The 19,434-nt window shown below is 63.5% G+C and carries 18 protein-coding genes and 1 pseudogene; 10 read left to right on the top strand and 9 right to left on the bottom strand.

The window, feature by feature from the left end:
- The first annotated feature begins 83 nt into the window (after window positions 1-83).
- From B0G73_RS04235 to B0G73_RS04225, 3 genes are all read left to right on the top strand, one after another.
- On the top strand, window positions 84-392 hold the full coding sequence (locus B0G73_RS04235) for a DUF4148 domain-containing protein (RefSeq protein ID WP_106278174.1): 309 nt from the start codon (window positions 84-86) through the stop codon (window positions 390-392).
- Window positions 393-741: 349 nt separating this feature from the next.
- A complete protein-coding gene (locus tag B0G73_RS04230) occupies window positions 742-1,377 on the top strand; it encodes a carbonic anhydrase (protein ID WP_106278172.1) in 636 nt (211 codons plus the stop codon).
- A 118-nt stretch (window positions 1,378-1,495) separates the two neighbouring features.
- Window positions 1,496-2,233 carry a carbonic anhydrase gene (locus B0G73_RS04225; protein WP_106278170.1) on the top strand — a complete coding sequence of 246 codons (738 nt, stop codon included), beginning with the start codon at window positions 1,496-1,498 and terminating at the stop codon, window positions 2,231-2,233.
- A 15-nt stretch (window positions 2,234-2,248) separates the two neighbouring features.
- On the opposite strand, the gene B0G73_RS04220 is transcribed toward B0G73_RS04225, so the two are convergent.
- Both B0G73_RS04220 and treA read right to left on the bottom strand, forming a co-directional pair.
- Window positions 2,249-2,836 (bottom strand): alpha-ketoglutarate-dependent dioxygenase AlkB, encoded by a 588-nt coding sequence (locus B0G73_RS04220; protein WP_106278168.1) that lies wholly within the window; start codon window positions 2,834-2,836, stop codon window positions 2,249-2,251.
- A gap of 124 nt (window positions 2,837-2,960) precedes the next feature.
- Window positions 2,961-4,634 (bottom strand): alpha,alpha-trehalase TreA, encoded by a 1,674-nt coding sequence (treA, locus tag B0G73_RS04215; protein ID WP_106278166.1) that lies wholly within the window; start codon window positions 4,632-4,634, stop codon window positions 2,961-2,963.
- Window positions 4,635-4,933: 299 nt separating this feature from the next.
- On the opposite strand from treA, the gene B0G73_RS04210 reads away from it, so the two are divergent.
- Window positions 4,934-5,833, top strand: a complete 900-nt coding sequence (locus B0G73_RS04210) for a DMT family transporter (protein WP_106278164.1) — start codon at window positions 4,934-4,936, stop codon at window positions 5,831-5,833.
- A gap of 346 nt (window positions 5,834-6,179) precedes the next feature.
- Window positions 6,180-7,163, top strand: coding sequence for a DUF4148 domain-containing protein (locus B0G73_RS39975; protein ID WP_146144150.1), 984 nt, complete (start codon window positions 6,180-6,182; stop codon window positions 7,161-7,163).
- A gap of 41 nt (window positions 7,164-7,204) precedes the next feature.
- Here B0G73_RS39975 and surE read toward each other — a convergent pair whose 3' ends face one another.
- The 3 genes from surE to B0G73_RS04190 form a co-directional block, all read right to left on the bottom strand.
- Window positions 7,205-7,984: a 5'/3'-nucleotidase SurE gene (gene surE / locus B0G73_RS04200; protein WP_106278162.1), complete on the bottom strand. Its 780-nt coding sequence runs from the start codon at window positions 7,982-7,984 to the stop codon at window positions 7,205-7,207.
- An 84-nt stretch (window positions 7,985-8,068) separates the two neighbouring features.
- The gene (locus B0G73_RS04195) at window positions 8,069-8,809 is read right to left on the bottom strand and encodes an LrgB family protein (RefSeq protein WP_106278160.1); all 741 of its coding nucleotides are present in this window, start codon (window positions 8,807-8,809) and stop codon (window positions 8,069-8,071) included.
- Entirely contained in the window at window positions 8,806-9,177 is a 372-nt protein-coding gene (locus B0G73_RS04190) for a CidA/LrgA family protein (RefSeq protein ID WP_106278409.1), read from the bottom strand. The genes B0G73_RS04195 and B0G73_RS04190 overlap by 4 nt, the downstream gene beginning before the upstream one ends.
- Before the next feature lie 147 nt (window positions 9,178-9,324).
- On the opposite strand from B0G73_RS04190, the gene B0G73_RS04185 reads away from it, so the two are divergent.
- Both B0G73_RS04185 and B0G73_RS04180 read left to right on the top strand, forming a co-directional pair.
- Window positions 9,325-10,488, top strand: coding sequence for an epoxide hydrolase family protein (locus tag B0G73_RS04185; RefSeq protein ID WP_106278158.1), 1,164 nt, complete (start codon window positions 9,325-9,327; stop codon window positions 10,486-10,488).
- A 539-nt stretch (window positions 10,489-11,027) separates the two neighbouring features.
- Complete coding sequence (locus tag B0G73_RS04180; RefSeq protein ID WP_106278156.1) at window positions 11,028-11,987, top strand: hypothetical protein; 960 nt, start codon at window positions 11,028-11,030, stop codon at window positions 11,985-11,987.
- A gap of 61 nt (window positions 11,988-12,048) precedes the next feature.
- Here B0G73_RS04180 and B0G73_RS04175 read toward each other — a convergent pair whose 3' ends face one another.
- Together B0G73_RS04175 and B0G73_RS04170 are read right to left on the bottom strand one after the other, a co-directional pair.
- Window positions 12,049-13,134, bottom strand: a complete 1,086-nt coding sequence (locus tag B0G73_RS04175; RefSeq protein WP_106278155.1) for a TIGR03118 family protein — start codon at window positions 13,132-13,134, stop codon at window positions 12,049-12,051.
- 120 nt (window positions 13,135-13,254) lie between these two features.
- On the bottom strand, window positions 13,255-14,658 hold the full coding sequence (locus B0G73_RS04170; protein ID WP_106278153.1) for a PLP-dependent aminotransferase family protein: 1,404 nt from the start codon (window positions 14,656-14,658) through the stop codon (window positions 13,255-13,257).
- Between the two features lie 395 nt (window positions 14,659-15,053).
- On the opposite strand from B0G73_RS04170, the pseudogene B0G73_RS04165 reads away from it, so the two are divergent.
- Together B0G73_RS04165 and B0G73_RS04160 are read left to right on the top strand one after the other, a co-directional pair.
- Window positions 15,054-16,261: pseudogene (locus B0G73_RS04165) on the top strand (NAD(P)/FAD-dependent oxidoreductase).
- Between the two features lie 135 nt (window positions 16,262-16,396).
- Window positions 16,397-17,548, top strand: a complete 1,152-nt coding sequence (locus tag B0G73_RS04160) for a branched-chain amino acid ABC transporter substrate-binding protein (RefSeq protein ID WP_106278151.1) — start codon at window positions 16,397-16,399, stop codon at window positions 17,546-17,548.
- A 22-nt stretch (window positions 17,549-17,570) separates the two neighbouring features.
- Here B0G73_RS04160 and B0G73_RS40380 read toward each other — a convergent pair whose 3' ends face one another.
- Window positions 17,571-17,714 carry a hypothetical protein gene (locus tag B0G73_RS40380; protein ID WP_181196489.1) on the bottom strand — a complete coding sequence of 48 codons (144 nt, stop codon included), beginning with the start codon at window positions 17,712-17,714 and terminating at the stop codon, window positions 17,571-17,573.
- A gap of 31 nt (window positions 17,715-17,745) precedes the next feature.
- On the opposite strand from B0G73_RS40380, the gene B0G73_RS04155 reads away from it, so the two are divergent.
- A complete protein-coding gene (locus B0G73_RS04155; protein ID WP_106278149.1) occupies window positions 17,746-18,360 on the top strand; it encodes an HAD family phosphatase in 615 nt (204 codons plus the stop codon).
- Window positions 18,361-18,385: 25 nt separating this feature from the next.
- Here the strand turns inward: B0G73_RS04155 and B0G73_RS04150 are convergent, their stop codons facing one another.
- A complete protein-coding gene (locus B0G73_RS04150; protein ID WP_106278148.1) occupies window positions 18,386-19,291 on the bottom strand; it encodes a LysR family transcriptional regulator in 906 nt (301 codons plus the stop codon).
- Window positions 19,292-19,434 lie beyond the last annotated feature (143 nt).

Here is a 19,434-nt window from a genome sequence, read left to right as displayed (position 1 = left end):
TCGGCACCTATATTGGTTTCAGTGGTTGCGCGGAGAGCGATTCGAAGCGCTGCTGACCATCAATTATTGGAGGTGTTTCCATCATGAATTCCCTGATCAAGGCTGTCGTTATCGTCGCTTCGCTGGCTGCTTCGGCCACCGTGTTCGCCCAATCGAATTCCGGCATTACGCGCGCGCAGGTGCGCGCGGAACTGGTTCAACTGCAGCAGGGCGGCTATCACGTCGGCGACGGCGACCAGGCGCATTACCCGGAAGCGATTCAGGCCGCTGAAGCCCGCGTCGCCGCGCGCAACGGCGAAACCAGCGGTTATGGCGGCAACGTGGCCGGTTCGTCGCAAAGCGGCCGCCCGGCTGTGTCCGCCGCCGACTGGAATGCGATGTATAGCCGTTGATCCGACGGGCGCGAGGTAGTGCGCGCCGCGTTGGAAGGGACTCTTCCAGCATGGCGTATATATCGGCTTCGGCGGTATCGGTAAAGTAGTCAGGCACGCACGGTTTCCGGTGTGCGAGCGAGAGAGTTGGCCCCGGCTGGTTAACAGCCGGGGCTTTTTTTATTTCGCCGCGCACGGTGAAAATGTTCTCACGATGGCGCCTCGGCGACGTTCGCACTCGCACGTTTGTCCAGTGCGCGGCCACGCCTTTGGCTGCGGTATAGTCGCGCCAATGGATCGTATGTATGCTCGCGGGTTTCATATTGCCGCGAGCACTGCGGGCTCACGCTTCGATTTATGGAGAACAACCGTGCAGGAAATCATCGAGGGTCTCATCCGCTTTCAACGCGAAGTCTTTCCGCAGCAGAGCGCATTGTTCAAGCGTCTGTCCATGGCGCAAAGTCCCAGTACGCTTTTCGTGACGTGCTCGGATAGCCGTGTCGTGCCGGAGCTGCTGACGCAGACCGAGCCGGGTTCGCTGTTCGTGATCCGCAATGCGGGCAATATCGTGCCGTCTTATGGTCCGGAACCGGGCGGTGTGTCGGCGACCGTCGAATACGCGGTGGCCGTGTTGGGCGTGCGCGATATCGTGATCTGCGGCCACTCGAACTGCGGCGCGATGACGGCGATCTCGACCTGCAAGAATCTCGATCATCTGCCGGCAGTGGCGGGCTGGCTGCGTCACGCGGATGCGGCCAAGGCCATCAACGCATCACGCACCTACCATTCGGACGCCGAGTGCCTCTCCGCGCTGGTCAAGGACAACGTGATCGCGCAACTGGCGAACATCCGCACGCATCCTTCGGTGGCAGTCGGGCTCGCGAATAAAACACTGCGGCTGCACGGCTGGATCTTCGATATCGAAAGCGGCACGATGCTCGCGCTCGACGGCACTAGCGGCAAATTTTTACCGCTAGTGGACAACCCGGACATCTACGCCGTCTAACTTGATGTTCGAACGTGGCAAGCGCACGATGAGACGTTGCGCGCGCGACCCGCTTTCACGGTTCATGCCGGTTCGAACGGCACCGCTGGGGCATTGCTCATGACATAGGAGGCGCGCCATGTGCGGCCGTCATCTGTCTTCCCCTATGCGGCGCAATCTGTTGCTGGCCGGTGCGTCGTCGATCACGCTGGCGGGTTTGCCGCGGCGCGTTGCCGTGGCGGCGGAACCCGCGTCAGGCAATGCGCCGAATTCGATTCCACCTTCCGAAGCGCTCGACCGCCTGATGCAGGGCAACGCCCGTTACGCCGCGAATAGCCCTTCAAACAAGGACTATTCCGCGGGCCGCGCGGCGCGTGTCTCGGCGCAGTATCCGATTGCCGCCGTCGTTGGGTGTGCGGATTCGCGGGTCGCGCCCGAGCTCGCCTTCGATCAGGGTCCGGGCGATCTGTTCGTGGTGCGCGTGGCCGGCAATTTCGTCAACGACGATATTCTCGCGAGCCTCGAATACGGCGTCGAGTTCCTCGGCGTGCCGCTCATCATGGTGCTCGGGCATACGCAGTGTGGTGCGGTGAGCGCCACGGTCAAGGCGCTCAAGGATGGCGTTCATTTGCCTGGCCATCTGCCGGAACTGGTTCGCGCGATCAAGCCCGCCATGCAGATGGCGAAAGTGGCGAAAGTGACGAAAGGAGATCAAGGCGAGGATCTCGTTACGCAAACCACGATTGAAAACGTCAGGTTGAATGTCAACCGGCTGATCGCATCCAGACCGATGATCGGACTGTATGTGAAAAGCGGGAAGGTCAAGATTGCCGGCGGCATTTACGACCTGGCGACCGGCAAGGTCACATTGCTCTGACGCACCATTCGCTAGTCAACCGCTGAAGCACCGAAACGCAAGGCTGATACGCGGCTCCGTCACACCCGCGAGCTTGGGAATGCCGTGCTCGTGCGTGAACTGTGACGCATAGCTCATGACCAGACAACTGCCGGGTTCCAGTTCGACATGCACGATCCGTCCGGCGCCGGCGCCCGCTTTCGGCCGGATCGACATGCGGCGGCTCGCGCCGAGCGAAATGATGGCAATGGGCTGGGCGGGCACCAGCTTTTCGGTCTTGTCGCTGTGAAGCGCGACGCTGTCGCCGCCGTCGCGATAGAGATTGAGGCCGACGCGGTTGAACGGCGCGCCCACGAGCGCGCGCACGGCTTCGAATGCCTCGCCCAAGGGCGCGGGCAGATCTTCGGCACCACGCGCGAAGGTGGCGAGCAGACGCGGCACGGCGACTTCGCGGTCGTACATCATTCGCTGCTGACTAAGCCAGCCGACATTGCGCAGCGCCGTCTCGAACCACGCTTGCGCCGTGGCAGCCGGGATCGACTCGGGCAGATAGCAGATTCCGCCTTCCTGGTCATGGAGAAGGGAGACGGGCTCGGGCGCGAATAGGGCTTGCTGGGACACCATGATTCCGACGTGGGCTGGGTGCCGCGCAATCAGACAATGAAGGGCGACTCGGGCAACCATTATACTGTGTTTTTATACAGTATTCATGGCTTGCCGCGGCCGCGAGACCGCCCTCCGTGCGGACTCAATCGCCCGGGCTATACAGGTCGAGCAGCTTGAGCGTCACGCCATTGGTCCAGCCGAAGCCGTCCTGCAACGGATATTCGCCACCGCCGCCGCCGCCCGTTCCCGAGCCTTCCACCACGTATTTCTCGACCAGTTTCTGATCGGACGCGTAGACGCCTTTCACGTCGGTAAGAAAACGCGTGCCGATCTGTTGCGCGAGCGCGTCCTGCCCGTAGCGCTTCAAGCCCTGAATGGCGGCCCAATGCAGCGGCGCCCAGCCGTTCGGCGCATCCCATTGCTGCGTCGTGTTGTAGGTCGTGGTGACGAGACCGCCCGGTTTCAACAAGGTCGACTGCACGTGTTTCGCCGTCTTGAGCGCACGTTCCGGCCACGCCGCGCCGACAAACAGCGGAAACACCATCGCCGCCGTCTTGTTGTCGCGCGGTTTGGCGAGTTGCCAGTCGTAGTCGCCGTAATAGCCGTTGGGATTCCACAGATAGCGGTTGATGCCGAGCGCGCGTTTCGCGGCGCGTTGCGCGAATTCGCCGACGCAGCGGAAATCGCGCGTCTCGCCGCAACCCTTGGCGATGGTGATCTCGAGATGGAACATCAGGCTGTTCAGGTCGACCGGAATGATCGACGTGGTGCGCACCGTCGCGAGTGTCATGTTGTCGCCGAACCAGCGCGAGCTGAAATCCCAGCCGCTTTCGGCGGTGGCGCGCAACTCGCGGTAGACGTCGTTCGGCTTGCGGCCGCTTGCCTTTTGCGCGGTCTGGATGTCCTCCAGATACGACTCGTCGCGCGGCGTGTCGAGCTCATCCCAGTAGCGGTTGAGCACGGTGCGATCCGGCATCACGACCACATTGCGCGTGGCCGAGCCGGGTTGCGTGGTGGTCTCGCCCTGCATCCAGTACGCGTATTCCTTGCGCAGCGCCGGCAGGTACTTCTGGTAGACGCCGTGGCCTTCCGCCTTCGCGGCGAGTTCGACCATGTGCGAGAAAAACGGCGGCTGCGAACGGTCGAGGTAATAGGTGCGATTGCCGTTCGGAATATGGCCGAAGGTATTGATCTCGTAGGCGAAGTTGTCGAGCATGTCATCGACGAGATTTTCGTTGCCCGATTCCTGCAGCCCGAGCATCGTGAAATAGGTGTCCCAGTAGTAGCCTTCGCGGAAACGGCCGCCCGGCACCACATAGGGTTTCGGCAATGGAATCAGGGAGCTGTTGGGCGGCGCGCTCGTGGTGGTGCGGGTCAACGCGGGCCACAGCCAGTTGATGTGTTCACGCAGAGTCTGGTTGGCGGGCGGCGTGATGATCGGCTCACTCGGCGGCGTGAAGTATTTGTTGACGAACTTCGCCAGCGAAAAGCGGGGGTTGTGCTTCTGCTGCTCGTACAGTTGGACGATCGCGGCGGGATCGGCGTTCGGCGTTGCGTCGACGAAGGTCTTCTGATCCGGGTAGATCTGCGCGGTTTGCACGGCTACGAAGAGATCGCCGTAGAGTATGTCGGGCGCGGGCGGAAGCGTGCCGCCGACCTGCGTGTCGGCATGGCAGACGCCGGCGAGATTGATCAGGAAAACGAAGCTTGAAGCGGCCGCTATGCGGTGCAGCCTGGTGGATTCGACGCTACGGAAAGCGGAACGGGATACGCTGCCGGCGCGCGCGAAGTTGCGCAATTGCGATGACTCAATCATGTCTCCTCCAGAGGAATGGACAACAGGATTGGTCTGCCTCGCGCCCAATGCTTCTTCTAGGGATAACCAGGGCGTGGCTAGCATCGCACAAATTACGCGGCGTTACAAACGACTATGCGAGCGGCATGCGCAAGATGCGCATGCCGCTGCGCTGCACCAACGAGCATGGCGGTTTGGCTTTTTCACCGAGCCGATCATTGACGGCGCTGCAGGCATAATCCGTTTTCCACCGATGCGAGCCGCGCAGCCGGCCCGCCAACCGGGGCAACGTGGGGTTCCACGCGCTCCCAGGAAAATCCATGCCGCCTATCACCGCCGTCCGCACGAGCGCCGTGCCCCTACGCAGCGTCGTGCTGATCCTCGTGTCGATGTTCTGTTTCGCGCTGGTCGACGCGCTCGCCAAATCCGTGGCGCTCGCTTATCCGGCCAACGAAGTCACGTTCTTTCGCATGTTGTTCGGCTTGGTGCCGGCCGTCGCGGTATGCCTGCGCGGCAAGCCGATCGCCGAGCGGATCAGGCACATGGACGTGCGCGGGCAGACTCTTCGCGCGCTGACGCTGCTGGGCGCATCGGGCCTCTTTTTCGCCGGTTTGCCGTACATGCCGCTTAGTGAAGCGGTGGCGATCGTCTACTCGGAGACCTTGCTGGTGATCGTGCTCGCGCCGCTGTTGCTGAAGGAGGCGTTGAAGCCGCGCGATGCGCTGGCCGCCGCGGTCGGCTTTGCCGGCGTACTGTTCGTGGTGCGTCCGGACGGCTCGCATTCGAGCTGGCTCGGTCCTGTCCTGCTGATGTCGAGCGCCTTCTTCGGCGCGCTATCGATCATTCAGATCAAGCGCATTCGCGCCTCCGACGATTCGGGGACGACGGTGCTGTATTTCACGACGATCGGCACGATCGTCACCGGCGCGTCGCTGTTCTTCGTGTGGCGCACGCCCACGCTCCAGGCGCTCGCGGTGATGGCCTTGCTCGGCTGCTTCGCCACGGCCGGGCAATTGCTGATGACCATGGCGTTCCGCCAGGCCGACGCGGGCGCGCTCGCGCCGTACAACTACACGAGCATAGTGTGGGCGGCTTTGTTCGGTTATATGGCGTGGGGCGAGACGATCGGCGCCATGTCGCTGCTCGGCATTGCATTGATTGTCGGGAGTTCGATTGCCGTTGCGATGCGTGGGAAGCAGGAAGAAGGGCCGCTCGTATAGCTACGCGCGATCCGTTGTGGACACGTTTCGGCCTTGCCGGGTTGCTTCGCAGTTCCAGGTACCGTCGGGGAAAAAATACGCGCCGAAGCTGGCTTTTTCGGCCAACGGACCATGCACAATCGGACGATTCGACGCCTCACGGATATAAATAGAAAATGAGCGCATCCAGGTTGCGTGCGCCTCCGTACGTGACTTGATCGGCCGAACCCGCGGCTAAAACCGGGGCCGCGAACTCGCGGTCATCGTAGCGGCGTCGAATGGACCCGTTCGTCGCAACCTTCTGATGAATCCGAGCATTTCCGTGCAACTGCGGACACGCATTCAACACGACTGAAAGGGCAGGCGCATGTATAGCGAACCGAGGAAGATCGTTCTCGCAGGTCTTGTCGTCAGCGCTGTTGCAATCGCTGCCTATGTGTCGCAGGCCGGCAAACCCTGGCAGTCGACGGACGAATTCGGTGCCGCGCGAGGTGAGTCGCCGGCTTACCGAACGCGCGGCGACACGATCAGCGGCGCGGTCATATCCGGTCCGGCCACCGCTCGCAACGATTCGAGCGGTGTTCCGGCCGGCGGCCTGCAGGCGGCGCGCAACAGTCTGCAACGCAACGATCTTGCCGCCGCGCAGGCGCAACTGGATGCAGTGCGTTCCGCGCATCAGGACGACGATCAGGTGCGCGCGTTGCAAAAGGAAGTGCAGGCGCGCGCGGATAATGAGCAGCGTGCCGTAAACGCGCCGCGAGTCGAGAAGGCGCCGAAACCTGCTGCGAAGCCCGTGCGGATGTTTTCTTCATCAGCGAAACATGGGCGGTCGCGTGAGAGCCGCGCTGCGGTCCGGGAACAGACGAACCCCGAGGCGAACCGCGAGACGAGTTATGCGAAGAACCAGGCCGCGTTGGACAGCCTGGTTGCCCGTGTCGACAGCCACAGCGCGCCGGACGCGAGAACGCCGGCCAACGGCGAACCGGCCGTGGCGAGGCAACCTTCATCGGTCCGGGCCGGCCCGAAAGCGATGCAGAGCGCGAGCAGCGTGCCGGGCGTCGTGACGCCGCTAGTCCAGCAAGTGCCGCAGAAACCGCCGGTGGTTTCAACCGTGCCGACGGAGCCGCAAGCAGGCTTGGCCACGCAAGCCACGCTGCCGTCGCCGCCATTGGTGCAGGCTATACCGTCTGCCGGCACGGCGGCGAAAACGGACGACGGCCCGAAAACGCGCTCGCAGGTGCGCGCGGAAATCGCCCGCGCCCGGGAAAACGGCAGCCTCCCCGCGTTCGGCAATCCCGACCCCGCAGGGCCGGGCGGGGCGCCGAGTCTCACCGCTGCGCCGCGTCCGTGACGCTGCGCAAACCGGCGATTGGCGGAAGGCGAGCCGCAGGATCAACTCAGCGAAGCCGTGAGCCGCGCGAAGGTGGGCTCGTCGGTGCGATCGAAAGCGAGCGGTGTGACCGACACGCGCCCCGACGCCACCACGGCCGTTTCGCTGTCCGGATCGTTCGCGCGCGCGCCGCGTTGAAAGCGCAACCAGTGATAAGCCATGCCGCGCGGATCGACTTGCGGCAACACGTCGATATCTTCCACCAGTCCAACGCCCTGGCGAGTCGGCGTGAGCGGACCGGCACGTGCCGCGTCGACATCGGGAAAATTGATGTTCAGGCAGGTGGGCGCCGCCTGCTCGATTGCAAGCAACTGGCGGATCACGCCGGGCGCGAGCGCACGCGCGGTGTCCCAGCGCACGTGGTCGCGATTGCTGAAAGTCTGGCTCAGCGCGAACGACGGCAAACCGAGCAACAGGCCCGTCATGGCGGCGCCGACGGTGCCTGAAAACATCGTTTCGACACCGAGGTTGCCGCCGCGATTGATGCCGGAAAGAATCAGCGTGGGCGGCGTGTCGCGCATCAGATGACGCACGCCCATCACGACGCAATCGCCGGGTGTGCCGGCCACGCCGAAACGCCGCTCGCCCTGGCGGCTCACGCGCAGCGGCGAATGCAGGCTGATCGAATGCGACGTGCCGCTCTGATCGTGCTCGGGCGCGACCACCCAGACTTCGTGCGCGAGCTCGGCGGCCACGGCTTCGAGTACGGCGAGGCCGGGCGCGTCGATACCGTCGTCGTTCGTTAACAGTACCCGCGGCACTTTGGATTCATAGGCAGACATCGCGGCAAACTCCTTTGGATGGGTAAGGGAAGGGAAGCCTCATTATCCGGCCATCGGGCTTTTCTGTTGCTGCGATGACATCGCTCAGCCCGTCAGCCAGCGCGCGGCGAGCGGCATCAACACCGGCACGACGAACGCGGTGAACACACCGTTCAGGCCCATGCCGAGACCGGCGAACGCGCCCATTTCCTCGCTCACCTGAAAAGCGCGCGCCGTGCCGATGCCGTGCGATGCGATCCCCAGCGCGAAACCGCGCACCTCGGGTTCGGCAATGCGCAGCGCGTTGAGAATCGCGCGCGCGAACACGGCACCGAATACGCCGGTCGAAATGACGAGGACGGCGGTCAGGGACGGAATGCCGCCGATCTCGGAAGCGACCGCCATCGCGATCGGCGTGGTCGCGGATTTGGGCGCGAGCGACGCGAGCGTTTGATGCGACGCGCCGAACAGCGCCGCCACGCCGACCGACGAAACGATGGCCGTCAACGATCCCGCGACGAGGCCGCCGATCAGCGGCAACGCGGAGCGGCGCAGCTTCGGCCATTGCCGGTAGAGCGGCAGCGCGAGCGCCACGGTTGCAGGACCCAGCAGAAAGTGTACGAATTGCGCGCCTTCAAAATACGTCGCGTACGGCGTGCCGGTGATCTCGAGCAACACCACCAGCAGCGCTACCGCGATCAGCACGGGATTGGCGAGCGGATTGAAGCGCGCCTTCGCGTAGATTGTCTGGGCGATGAGGTAGGCGATCAGCGTGATCGTCAGCCCGAGCAAGGGACTCGCGGCGAGATACACCCAGATGGCGCCGAGTTTCGGAAGGGCGGTCATGATGCGGACTCCGGCGCGGAGGGCTCATGATGCTGGCGGCGCATCAACGCCCGCGTGACGAGCGCGGCCACCGCAATCGCGAGCGTCGTGCTGACCGCAATGGAGACGATCACCGCGACAGCGTCGCCGCGAATCCGGCTCGCGGACACCATGATGCCGACGCCCGCTGGAACGAACAGCAAGGACAGATGGCGCAGCAGTTCGAGCGCGGTCGGCTCGATCGCATCGGCGGTTTGCGGGCGCAGCATGATGAAGCCGAACAACAGCAGCATGCCGATCACCGGACCCGGCACCGGCAAATGGAACACGTACGACACACCTTCGCCGAGGCACTGAAAAGTGAGCAGGGCGGCGAGCGCTTGAAGCATGGCAGTCTCCAGAATGCGAAAACGGAAAAATGCGCCATTGTGTACCATGCAGATTGCCTCGTGCTGGCTCGCTGCCTGAACGGGGCGTGGCTCCGCTGTTTGAGCCGGTTGCGCACGTCGACCCATACACCGTCCGGACGAGTTGCCATGCAGACACAAGCGTTTCAGATTGCAATCGACGACCACGAGATTGACGAGCTTCGCCGGCGTATTCGCGCGACACGTTGGGCGCCCGCCACGCCGTCGCCGGCCTGGCAGCAGGGCGCCGATGCCACATGGCTGCGTGAACTGGCTGAGTATTGGGCCGAGCGTTTCGACTGGCGCGCGGCCGAGCGCGGCTTGAACCAGCAGCCGCAATTTCTCGCCGATGTGCAAGGGCAGCGCGTGCATTTCGTCCATCGGCACGGCGTAGGGCCGGCGCCGTATCCGCTGGTGATCACTCATGGCTGGCCCGGCTCGTTCTTCGAGTTTCATGCGCTGCTCGACCGCTTATGCGACCCGGCCGCGTCCGGCGGCGATCCTGCCGATGCCTTCGATGTCGTCGTGCCGTCGCTGCCTGGTTTCGCGTTTTCGCAGGCGCCCGCGCAAGCCGGCACGTCCGCGTTTCAGGTGGCCGATGTGTGGGCCTCGCTGATGCAAGGCCTCGGCTATGAGCATTTCGGCGCGCAGGGCGGCGATCTCGGCGCGGGCGTATCGATCGCGCTCGCCGCGCGGCATCCGCAAGCCGTCGGGGGCATTCATCTCAACTTCCTGCCGAGCTCCTATGAGCCGGCCCTCGGCGCTGCGCAAAAACCGCTTACACCGGCCGAAGAAAATTTCCTGCGGGAGAAAAACGAGTGGGCCGCGCAGGAAGGCGGCTATGCGCACATGCACAGCACCCGGCCGCTCACGCTCGCGGCGTCGCTCAACGATTCACCGGTGGGACTGGCCGCATGGATCGGCGAGAAGTTTCGCGCATGGAGCGATTGCGAAGGCGACGTGGAGCGTGTGTTTTCGAAAGACGATCTGCTGACCAACATCTCGCTCTACTGGTACACGCAGTGCATTGGCCCGGCGATCCAGATGTACTGGGAAAACCGTCTGCAGCCGATGCGTTTCGCCGAAGGGCAACGCGTCGCGCCGCCGGTCGGCTTCGCGCACTTTCCGAAGGAGATCAATCATCCGCCGCGCAGCTGGCTCGAAAGAACGTTCAACGTCGTGCAATGGAGCGACATGCCGGCTGGCGGACATTTCGCGGCCATGGAAAAGCCTGATCTGCTCGCGGCGGAAATTCGCCGCTTTTTCCGGCCGCTACGGCAGCCGCGCAGCTAGTCGAAACCCGGTTGCCGTCGCCAAGCCGGCACGAATGATTTGACGGTCGCACGGCTTCATCGGAACGGTGCGCTACGGAGCTGAACCGGACGCGGCGGAATAGCGCTGCCGTCTGTCGCAAAGTTGCGAACACGCGTACGCAAGCGACGTGTCTGCAAATCGTAAGCACATGACGAAACGCGACGAGTAAGTTATTCGCGACGCTCACTGACGCATCCGCAATTATTGCGCAATGCAATCGCCCCCAACCAACCTGCCGCAGCACCACGTCATGTCTCTCTGCGTTTTGGCGGAAAGGCGATGCAAGGACGTGAAACGATAGACCAACCCTGATGCCTGCGCCCCGGTTCATCCGACTCCATCGCCGCAGATCAGCGTGCCCGGCTCGAATGTGACGCCACGATGGCACGATTCGCGATTTCAAATGTCGCGCACCTTGCGGCTGTTTCCGCGCCCGAGGCAAGAACATGTGGATCAACCTTCGACAGTGACGCATCGCTCAAAAGGCGGTCCGTCGCTCACGCGTGCTTAGGAGCAACGTGAATCTTTTTCCGTGCACTCTCGTTTATGTCGATGTCGATGCGAAGCCGGGTCCCAACTCGACGAATCGCGATCCGCTCTCGTATGTCAGTCAGGCGGTCTGCCTGAACAACAGCTTGCGGCGAGTGGGCCTGCCGACCTTGACGATCATGACCAACGCGCCGGAGCTGGTTGCGCGCCGGCTCGAAAGCATACCGGTGGAGCATCGCCCGCTCGTGACGCGGCTCACCGCGACGATCGAGTTGCCGAAGAATACGCCGTTCTACGCGGCGCATTTCAAACTCGACCTGATGGACCAGGTGGCGGAGAGCTTACCCGCCGACACGATGATGTTGCTGCTCGACGCCGACATGGTGGCGCTGCTGCCGCTAGACCGCGATCTGATCGAACGATGCGCGCAAGCCGGCCTCGGTGTCTTCGACATTTCGGATCAGGTGTTTCCGGCTTACGGCAGCGAGCGCGTGGTCGCGGATCTGGAGATCGTCGCGGACCGGCGCTTGATGAATCCGCGCTGGTACGGCGGCGAATTTCTGATCGCGACACCCGTTGCATTGCGCCGGCTGGTGCCCCGCGCGCGAGCCAGTTACGCACGCTATCTCAACGAAAGCGAGCGTTTAAGGCATCACGGCGACGAAGCGTTCATCTCGGCCGCGCTCAATGCGCTCAGCGACGAAGGGCAAGTGCTGATCGAAGTCGGCGCGTATCAGGCTGTGGGGCGCCATTGGGCCGGCAACAACTATCGGGATTTGCGCTGGTTCCGTTGCTGTTCGTTCGTCCATTTGCCCGGCGGCAAGGCGCTGCTAGAAAAGGAAGCGCGTTTCGACGACTTCGCGCCGGACCGTTTCTGGCGCACCATGCGCGCGGCGCATTTGCGTGGCCGCGTGCGTCACGCGCTCAAGCGGATCGTGAGACTGCTGAACGTGCAGCGGCTCGCGGCGCGCATGCGCTGCGCGGCGTGAAGCGGCCGCCGCGCCAGTCACCTGCGCGCGCCGGAGCGCGCCTGCGACGCGCGTTCGTGCGTCACATTTTCACATCGATACGTCCGTAGACGCCGTTCGTTTCTTCATTCGGGCCGGCGGCGAAAAACAGCGTGTTGACCGGCTGATTGCTGAGCCCATTGCCGAACGCGATACCCCACAGACCGTGCTGCACGAACGGCGTGTTGTCGGGCAAGTTGATGGCGCCGAGAGACTGGCCGCTCGCCGGATCGAAGGCGTTGATCGTGCCGTCACCGAAATTGCCGATCAGCACGTCGCCACTGAAGCGTCCAAAATTGGCCGGCGCCTGCGTGATGCCCCACGGCGCATTCAGCACGCCGCCTGAGGCGAAACGCTGCAGCAGATTACCCGCCGTATCGTAGACATCCACGAAGCCGAGGCCGGCGCCGTCGACGTTGTCGTGGGCCGCCGCGTCCTGCTTCGCGTAGGTCACGAAGAGCTTTGCGCCGAGCGCCTGAATGCCGAACGGCGCGAAGCCCGCTGGAAGCGACGCGTCCTGGAACTTGCCGGGCGTCGATACCTTCGCGAAGCTCTTGTCGAAGACGTCGATTCTGTTGTTGTGAAAGTCGGCGGCGTAGAGGAAGTTGGCGCCGCCGTTGCTGGCCAGCGCGAGGCCCTTGTACACCGCGCCGGCGCTGCCGCTGTCGAATACGACGAAGGCGGTGGTGGGCGCGACCGTCGGCGCCCACGCGGTGATCGTGCCGCCTTCGCCGGCAAAGATAAATGCGCCCACGCCGGATTTGCCGCCCTGAGTCACGACGAAGTCCGTCGTGCCGTTGAACACGATGCCGGTCGGATTCGCTGGTCCGTTGGTTCCGTTCGGAATGCTGACCACAAGCGATTGTGGCGTGCCGTTGCCGTCATAAAGCGTGGCGAGCGAGGTGGCGTTATCGGCCACCCAGACGAAACCTTTTGGATTGAAGGCAACGCCCCATGCGTTTTTCAGATTCGGGTCCGTATGCGCCGCCGCGACGGCGCCGTCCGAGACGAGCGCCGTCGACGTAAACGATTGGCTGTTGACCGAATCGGAACCGCCGCACGACGCGACAAGACTCACCAATGCCGCGCCGCCCACGACGACGCCCAATGCTTTAAGCACAGATTTCATGGCCGCACCTCTCTGTCATGACCGATGGTCATTGCGCTTATTGAACGCACGGTGTCGTGGCTTTATTCCTTTGGCGGAGAAGTTTTTTTGATCATGCGCAGCGGCCAGTCGGGCGGTGCGTCATATCGTGCCGAACAGCGCGCGCGGACGATCCTTGAGCGTGCCGCTCAACAGCCGTAGCGCGCTCACGAGCTGATCGCGGCTGGTCGCGCAGGCGAGGTTGATCCGCACTCCATGCTCGATCTCCGAGCGGTCCACGGCGAACGCCGACGACGGCATCACCACGACGCCGCGCGCCTTCGCATTCGCCGCGAAGTCGTCGGCGCGCCACGGCGGCGGCAACTTCAGCCATACGAACATGCATGCCGGATCGGTCTGCAGCAACTCCTGCGGCAACAGCTCGCGCGCGAGGTCCTGGCGCGCGCGAATCTCGGCGAGCTGCGCGTCCATGATGTGACGCGCGGTGCCGTCCTCGATCCAGATGGAGGCGATCAGCATCGACATCGGCGCGGGCATCCATGCCGTCGTGCGCACGGCTTCCGCGCATAGCGCGGCGCTGTCCGGCGGACTCAGCAGATAGCCGAGCCGCAGACCGGGCGCGAGGATCTTCGAGGTGGCCGCGAGGTGGAAGGTGAGTTCCGGACACAGGCTCGCAATCGTCGGCAGGCGCTGCGAGACCAGTGGGCCATATACGTCGTCCTCGATGATCGCCACGCCGTGCCGGCGCGCGATATCGACGAGCGCCATGCGACGTTCCAGACTCATGGTCGTAACAGTCGGGTTTTGCAGGTTCGGCACGGTGAAAACCGCCTTCACCGGCATGCGCAGGCAGGCGCGTTCGACTTCGTCGGTCAGCAGCCCGTCGCGATCGCTAGGAATGCCGACGATCTCGAACTGGAACACCGGCGCGAGCGCTTTGAGGCCGTAGTAGGTGAGCTGATCGGCGAGGATCACGCCGTCGGTGCCGATCAGGCTGTTCAGCACCGCATATAAGCCGTGCTGCGCGCCGCTCGTGACCACCACGTGATCGGCCGATGGGGCAAAGCCGGGCGCGGCCATCCAGCGCGCGCCGGCCACGCGCGCCCACGCGGGCCCCTGCGGCGGCTGGTACTCCTGCAACTGCGGATAGCGCGGATCGCGTGGCAAATCGGCCAGCGTGCGAGCGAGGCAGTTCAGGAACTCGCCCGTGGCCGGACGGTTGACGGTCAGATCGATCGCGGCGCTGCTGGTGGCTTGCGCGGGTGCCACGCTCGGCATCGCGCCGCCGGTCACGAGCGAGCCGCGCCGTTTGCTGCCGATCACCAGCCCGCGCGACTGCAATTCCTTGTACGCGCGCGACACCGTGGACACATTGATGCCCAGTTCGGTGGCCAGTTGCCGTTGCGGCGGCAGGCGGCTGCCGGGCGGATAGATGCCACTGCGAATCTCGCTCTCGATCGAACTGGACACCTCGATATAGGTGGAGCGCTTCGCCTGCTCCGGCGCGCCAGAGGCGGAGCGGGCGGCGTCTTTGTCAGAAGCCATAAGATCAGGTGTCTCCATACAAAACCGGCTTTGTCCGCAATTGTGCGGAGGTTTGCCGATTCTATACCAGACCTGCGCGACTGCAAGCCTTCGGGTGCCAGCTTACCCGGCCGCGGTGCGCCGGCAAAGAGCGCACCCACGGCGATCCAGGGAAAGTGCCAGGGCCACACAATGTGCGTTTTAATTGCACACAAAAAAATATTGTGTGATTCTAGATGTCATCGTTTGTCTGGTGGCGCGATGCAGGAACCGTCGCCGGACTTCGTCCGGCAATCCGTCAGCAGGAGTTCTCCGATGAGCTTTCCCCAGTCTTCCCCACCCGGCACCAGGCGGAAAACCGGCGCCGGCTCGTTCACCGAAGGCGCGCGCATGGGCGTCGGCGAAGGGCGCAAATGATGCCGGAAATTGCCATTATCGGAGCGGGATTCATCGGCCTCGCGAGCGCCGCGGCGCTGATGCGCGACGGCCATCGGGTCACGCTATTCGACCCGGCAGGCGTAGGGCAGGGCGCGTCGTTCGGCAATGCCGGCACCTTCGCGCACTATGCGTGCATCCCGGTCAACAACCCATCCGTGTTCCGTGATTTGCCGCGCTTTCTGCTGTCGAATCAAAGCCCGTTCAGATTGCGTTGGGGGTATCTGCCGCATCTCGCACCGTGGCTCCTGCGCTTCATGATGAGCTCGCTGCCGCGGCGCTCGCCGCGCTGCTCGATTGCGCGCGGGAAGGCTACGCGCCGCTGCTCGCCAACGCGGAACTGGCGCGTTTTGTCCGGCCGCGCGAATGTCTCTACCTGTATTCGGATGCGGCTTCATTCGATTCCGCGCGTCCCGCGCTCGATCTGCGGCAAAAGCTGGGCGTCGCTTTCGAGGTGCTCGACGGCGCCGCCATACGCGCACTCGAACCGGCGCTGGCGCCGATCTTCGAACGCGGCGTGCTGTTCAGCAATAGCTGGCACTTTTCCAATCCACAAGGCTTTCTGCAGACGCTTTACGAACAACTGGCCGCACAGGGACTGAAGCTGGAACGCTCGACCGTCGACGCGGTGCAACCCGGTACGGACCACGCGAGCTTGACGGTTAGCGGCGTGACGCGGCGGTTCGATCACGTGGTAGTCGCGACCGGCGCACGCTCGGCGCAGTTCGCCGGCCAGTGCGGCGACCCGGTTCCGCTGGATACGGAACGCGGCTATCACGTGCGCTTTCGCGGCGCGCAACACCTGGTGTCGCGGCCGGTCGGCTGGGCGGAGCGCGGTTTCTACATGACGCCGATGAGCGACGGCTTGCGCGTGGCGGGTACGGTCGAACTCGCCGGTTTTGGCGACACGCGCAACCGCTCGCTGCTCGATCTGCTGACGTTCTCGTCGAAGCGGGCGTTGCCCGCGCTCGATACACCGGACAGCAACTGGCTTGGCTTTCGTCCCACGCTGCCCGACGGCGTGCCGGTGCTCGCGCGCTCACGCGCAAGCGCGCGCGTGATTTACGCATTCGGTCATCAGCATCTGGGTTTGACGCTGGCAGGCGTGAGCGGGCGCATCGTCGCCGATCTGATCGCACAGCGTGCGCCGCCGCTCGATCTCGCGCCCTACGCGGCTACGCGCTTTTGATTGCAGCAGAGGCGGGTTGGCAGATTTTTTTCGAGGTTTTACCACCAGCATCGCAGAGCGGTTTCGACGCGTCGCGCATCGGATCGGCCCACCTGCACACACACGCGCGACGTCACATCTCGCAAGGAGCGCATCATGAATCGCCGCTATTGGCTATTGAGTGCCACTGTCTGTGCACTCGCCACGTATATGCCGTTCTCGTGGGCCGCCGACCCCCAGATCGTCAAGATCGGTTTCGTCGGACCGTTGACGGGGCCCGTTGCGCGGGTCGGCAAGGACTTGCAGTACGGCGCGCAGTTGGCGCTCGATGAAGAGAACGCGAAGAACCCAACGATCGGCGGCAAGCCGGTCAAGTTCGTGCTCGACGTGCAGGACGATCAGGCCGACCCGCGCGTGGCGATTCAGGTCGCGCAGAAACTGGTCGACGACGGCGTGGTCGGCGTGATCGGCCATTACAACTCGGGCTGCAGCATTCCGGCCTCGACGGTGTATCACCAGGCGAATGTGGCGATGATCACGCCGGGCTCGACCAATCCGCAATTGACTAAGCAAGGCTTCAAGAACGTGTTTCGGACGATGGGCCACGACGGTATCGGCGGTGTCGTGGCGGGGCATTTCGTGGTGGAGCAGATGAAGGCGAAGCGCATTGCAATCATCGACGACCGCACCGCTTTCGGGCAAGGCCTGGCCGATGCGTTCGAGAAAGGCGTCAAGGAAGCGAACGGCAATATCGTCGATCGGGAATTCACCAACGACAAGGCGATCGATTTTCGCGCCATTCTGACCACGCTCAAGAGTAAGAACGTCGACCTGATTTTCTTCGGCGGCCTGGACGAGCAGGGCGCGATGCTGGTCAAGCAGATGCGATCGCTCGGCATGTCCACACAGCTGTTCGGCGCCGGCGCGCTGAAGAGCAATGCATTCCTGCAGATCGCCGGCACGGCGGGCAACGGAACGCAGGATCTCGAACCCGGCCCGGCGCTCGACAAGCTACCGGCCGCGCAGGCGTTCGGCAAGCGCTACAAGGCGCGTTTCAATCAGGATGTCGAACTGTACGCGCCGTTTTCCTATGACGCGGCCCTTGCCATGCTGAAAGCGATTCACGCCGCCGACTCGCTCGATCGCGCGAAGATCGTCGACAGCCTTGCCAAGGTGACCGTCACCGGAGTAACCGGCAATATCACGTTCGATCCTTACGGCGATCTGATCAAGCCGCCGTACACGTTGTTCCAGGTTGAGCAGGGCCAATGGAAAAGCGTCAAGACGGTGGGCGGCAGCGGCGCATGATGATGTTTTACGAAAGCGGATCTTACTGAGCTGCTGCTTCGCTGACCTCCGCGAAAAAACCGTGACGCCGGCCGATGCCGATGCCGTTGCCGGCAGTCATGGTTTTGTCGAGGCACAATAGAAACAGGCAACCGTTCGGCGCCATCGCGTCGCGCGGTTGCTTCATTTCTGAAAGCTTTCGACGCGAGGCCGACAGCATGACCGCATCCATCACGCTGGTTCTGTTCGACATGGAAGGTGTTTTGTCCCACTACGACCGCGCCGCGCGAGTCGAGCATCTGGCGTCGACCGCGGGCTGCACGGCGGACACCGTGCGTCACGCGATCTGGGGTTCGGGTCTCGAAGCACGCGCGGACGCCGGCGAAATCAGCGATGACGAGTATCTGCGCGAGTTAGGCATGCTGCTGAACTACCCCGTCAGCCGCGACGACTGGCTGGCCGCCCGTCACGCGTCGATCACGCCGAACCAGGAAGCGCTCGCGCTGGCCGCCCAGGTCGCCGAGCGGCATCGCATCGCGGTGCTGACCAACAATTGCCGCCTGTTGACCGACCACATGCCTTATCTGAATCCGTCTGTCGCGCGGCTGTTCGGACCGCACGTTTACTCGTCGGCGGCTTTTGGTGCGGCGAAGCCGGCGGCGCAAACCTACCTGCGTTGTCTTGAACAACTCGGCGTGCCCGCGGCCCAAACGCTTTTCGTCGACGACACGGCCGCCAACGTGAACGGCGCGATCCATGCGGGACTGCAAGGGCACAGGTTCGTCAGCGTCGACGCATTGTCGGACGACTTGCAGCGTCGCGGTTTGATCTAGGGGCTGAGGCTGTTTTTCAAATGTGCTAGTCGCAGAAGTCCGGATTCTGCTGCACCAGTTCGTGCACCCACTCGCTGAATACCCGCACGGACATGCCCAAACGACGGTGTGGATAAAGAATCGAGAGCGGCAATGGCGCGCAATGGCAGTCGCGCAAAATCTCACGCAACGCGCCCGATTCGATTGCCTTCGCCGCCATGAAGCGCGGCGTCTGGATCAGGCCGAGGCCTTCCACCGCGGACGCAACGTAGACCAGGCCTTCGTTGACCGCGAGTTTGCCCTCGATCGGTCGTTTGATCAGCACGCCGTCGGCTTCGAACTCCATCGGGTAGACGCGCCCGGTGCGCGCGGAAAAATAATTGACCGCGTGGTGCCGGTCGAGATCGTCGGGCGTGGCGGGCTCACCCATCTGCTCCAGATAGGCAGGCGCGGCGCAGATCGTCATGCGCACGCTGCCGAGCGAACGCGCCACGAGATTCGAATCGTCGAGCACGCCGATGCGGATCACGCAATCGACGCCTTCCTGCACGAGATCCACGTTGCGGTCGGCCAGTCCCAGCTTCACGGTGATGTCGGGATAGCGCGCGTTGAAATCGCGCATCACGGGAATCAGCACGTGATGCGCGAACGTGGCGGACGTGTCGACGCGTACCGTGCCGCGCGGACTTTGACGTTTGCTGGATAGCGCCGACTCGGCGTCGGAGACCTCGGCGAGAATGCGGGCGCAGTATTCGTAGTAAAGCGCGCCGTCGTCGGTCACCTGCACGCGGCGCGTCGTGCGGTTGAGCAGGCGCACGCCGAGATGACTCTCCAGATTCTGCACGAGCGTCGACACCGAAGCGCGCGGCATCTCCAGTGAATCCGCCGCTTTCGAGAAACTGGACGCGTCCACGACGCGCTTGAACACTGCCATGCCTTGAAGGAGGTCCATACGGTGCTGTCCTCTCGACGCTGAGCGAATCCGTGATTGCGAATCGTTGGAATGATAGCCGTGGCGCGTCGAGGACGGACAGTATCAACGGGCCTACGGGTTCACGGAGTCGGCCGCAAAAAACCTTGACTGCCGAAGTTCAC

The sequence above is a fragment of the Paraburkholderia sp. BL25I1N1 genome (genome assembly GCF_003002025.1).
Taxonomy (GTDB): domain Bacteria; phylum Pseudomonadota; class Gammaproteobacteria; order Burkholderiales; family Burkholderiaceae; genus Paraburkholderia.
The sequence above is the reverse complement of the archived record's forward strand: the minus strand, read 5'-3'. Positions and strand labels throughout refer to the sequence as shown.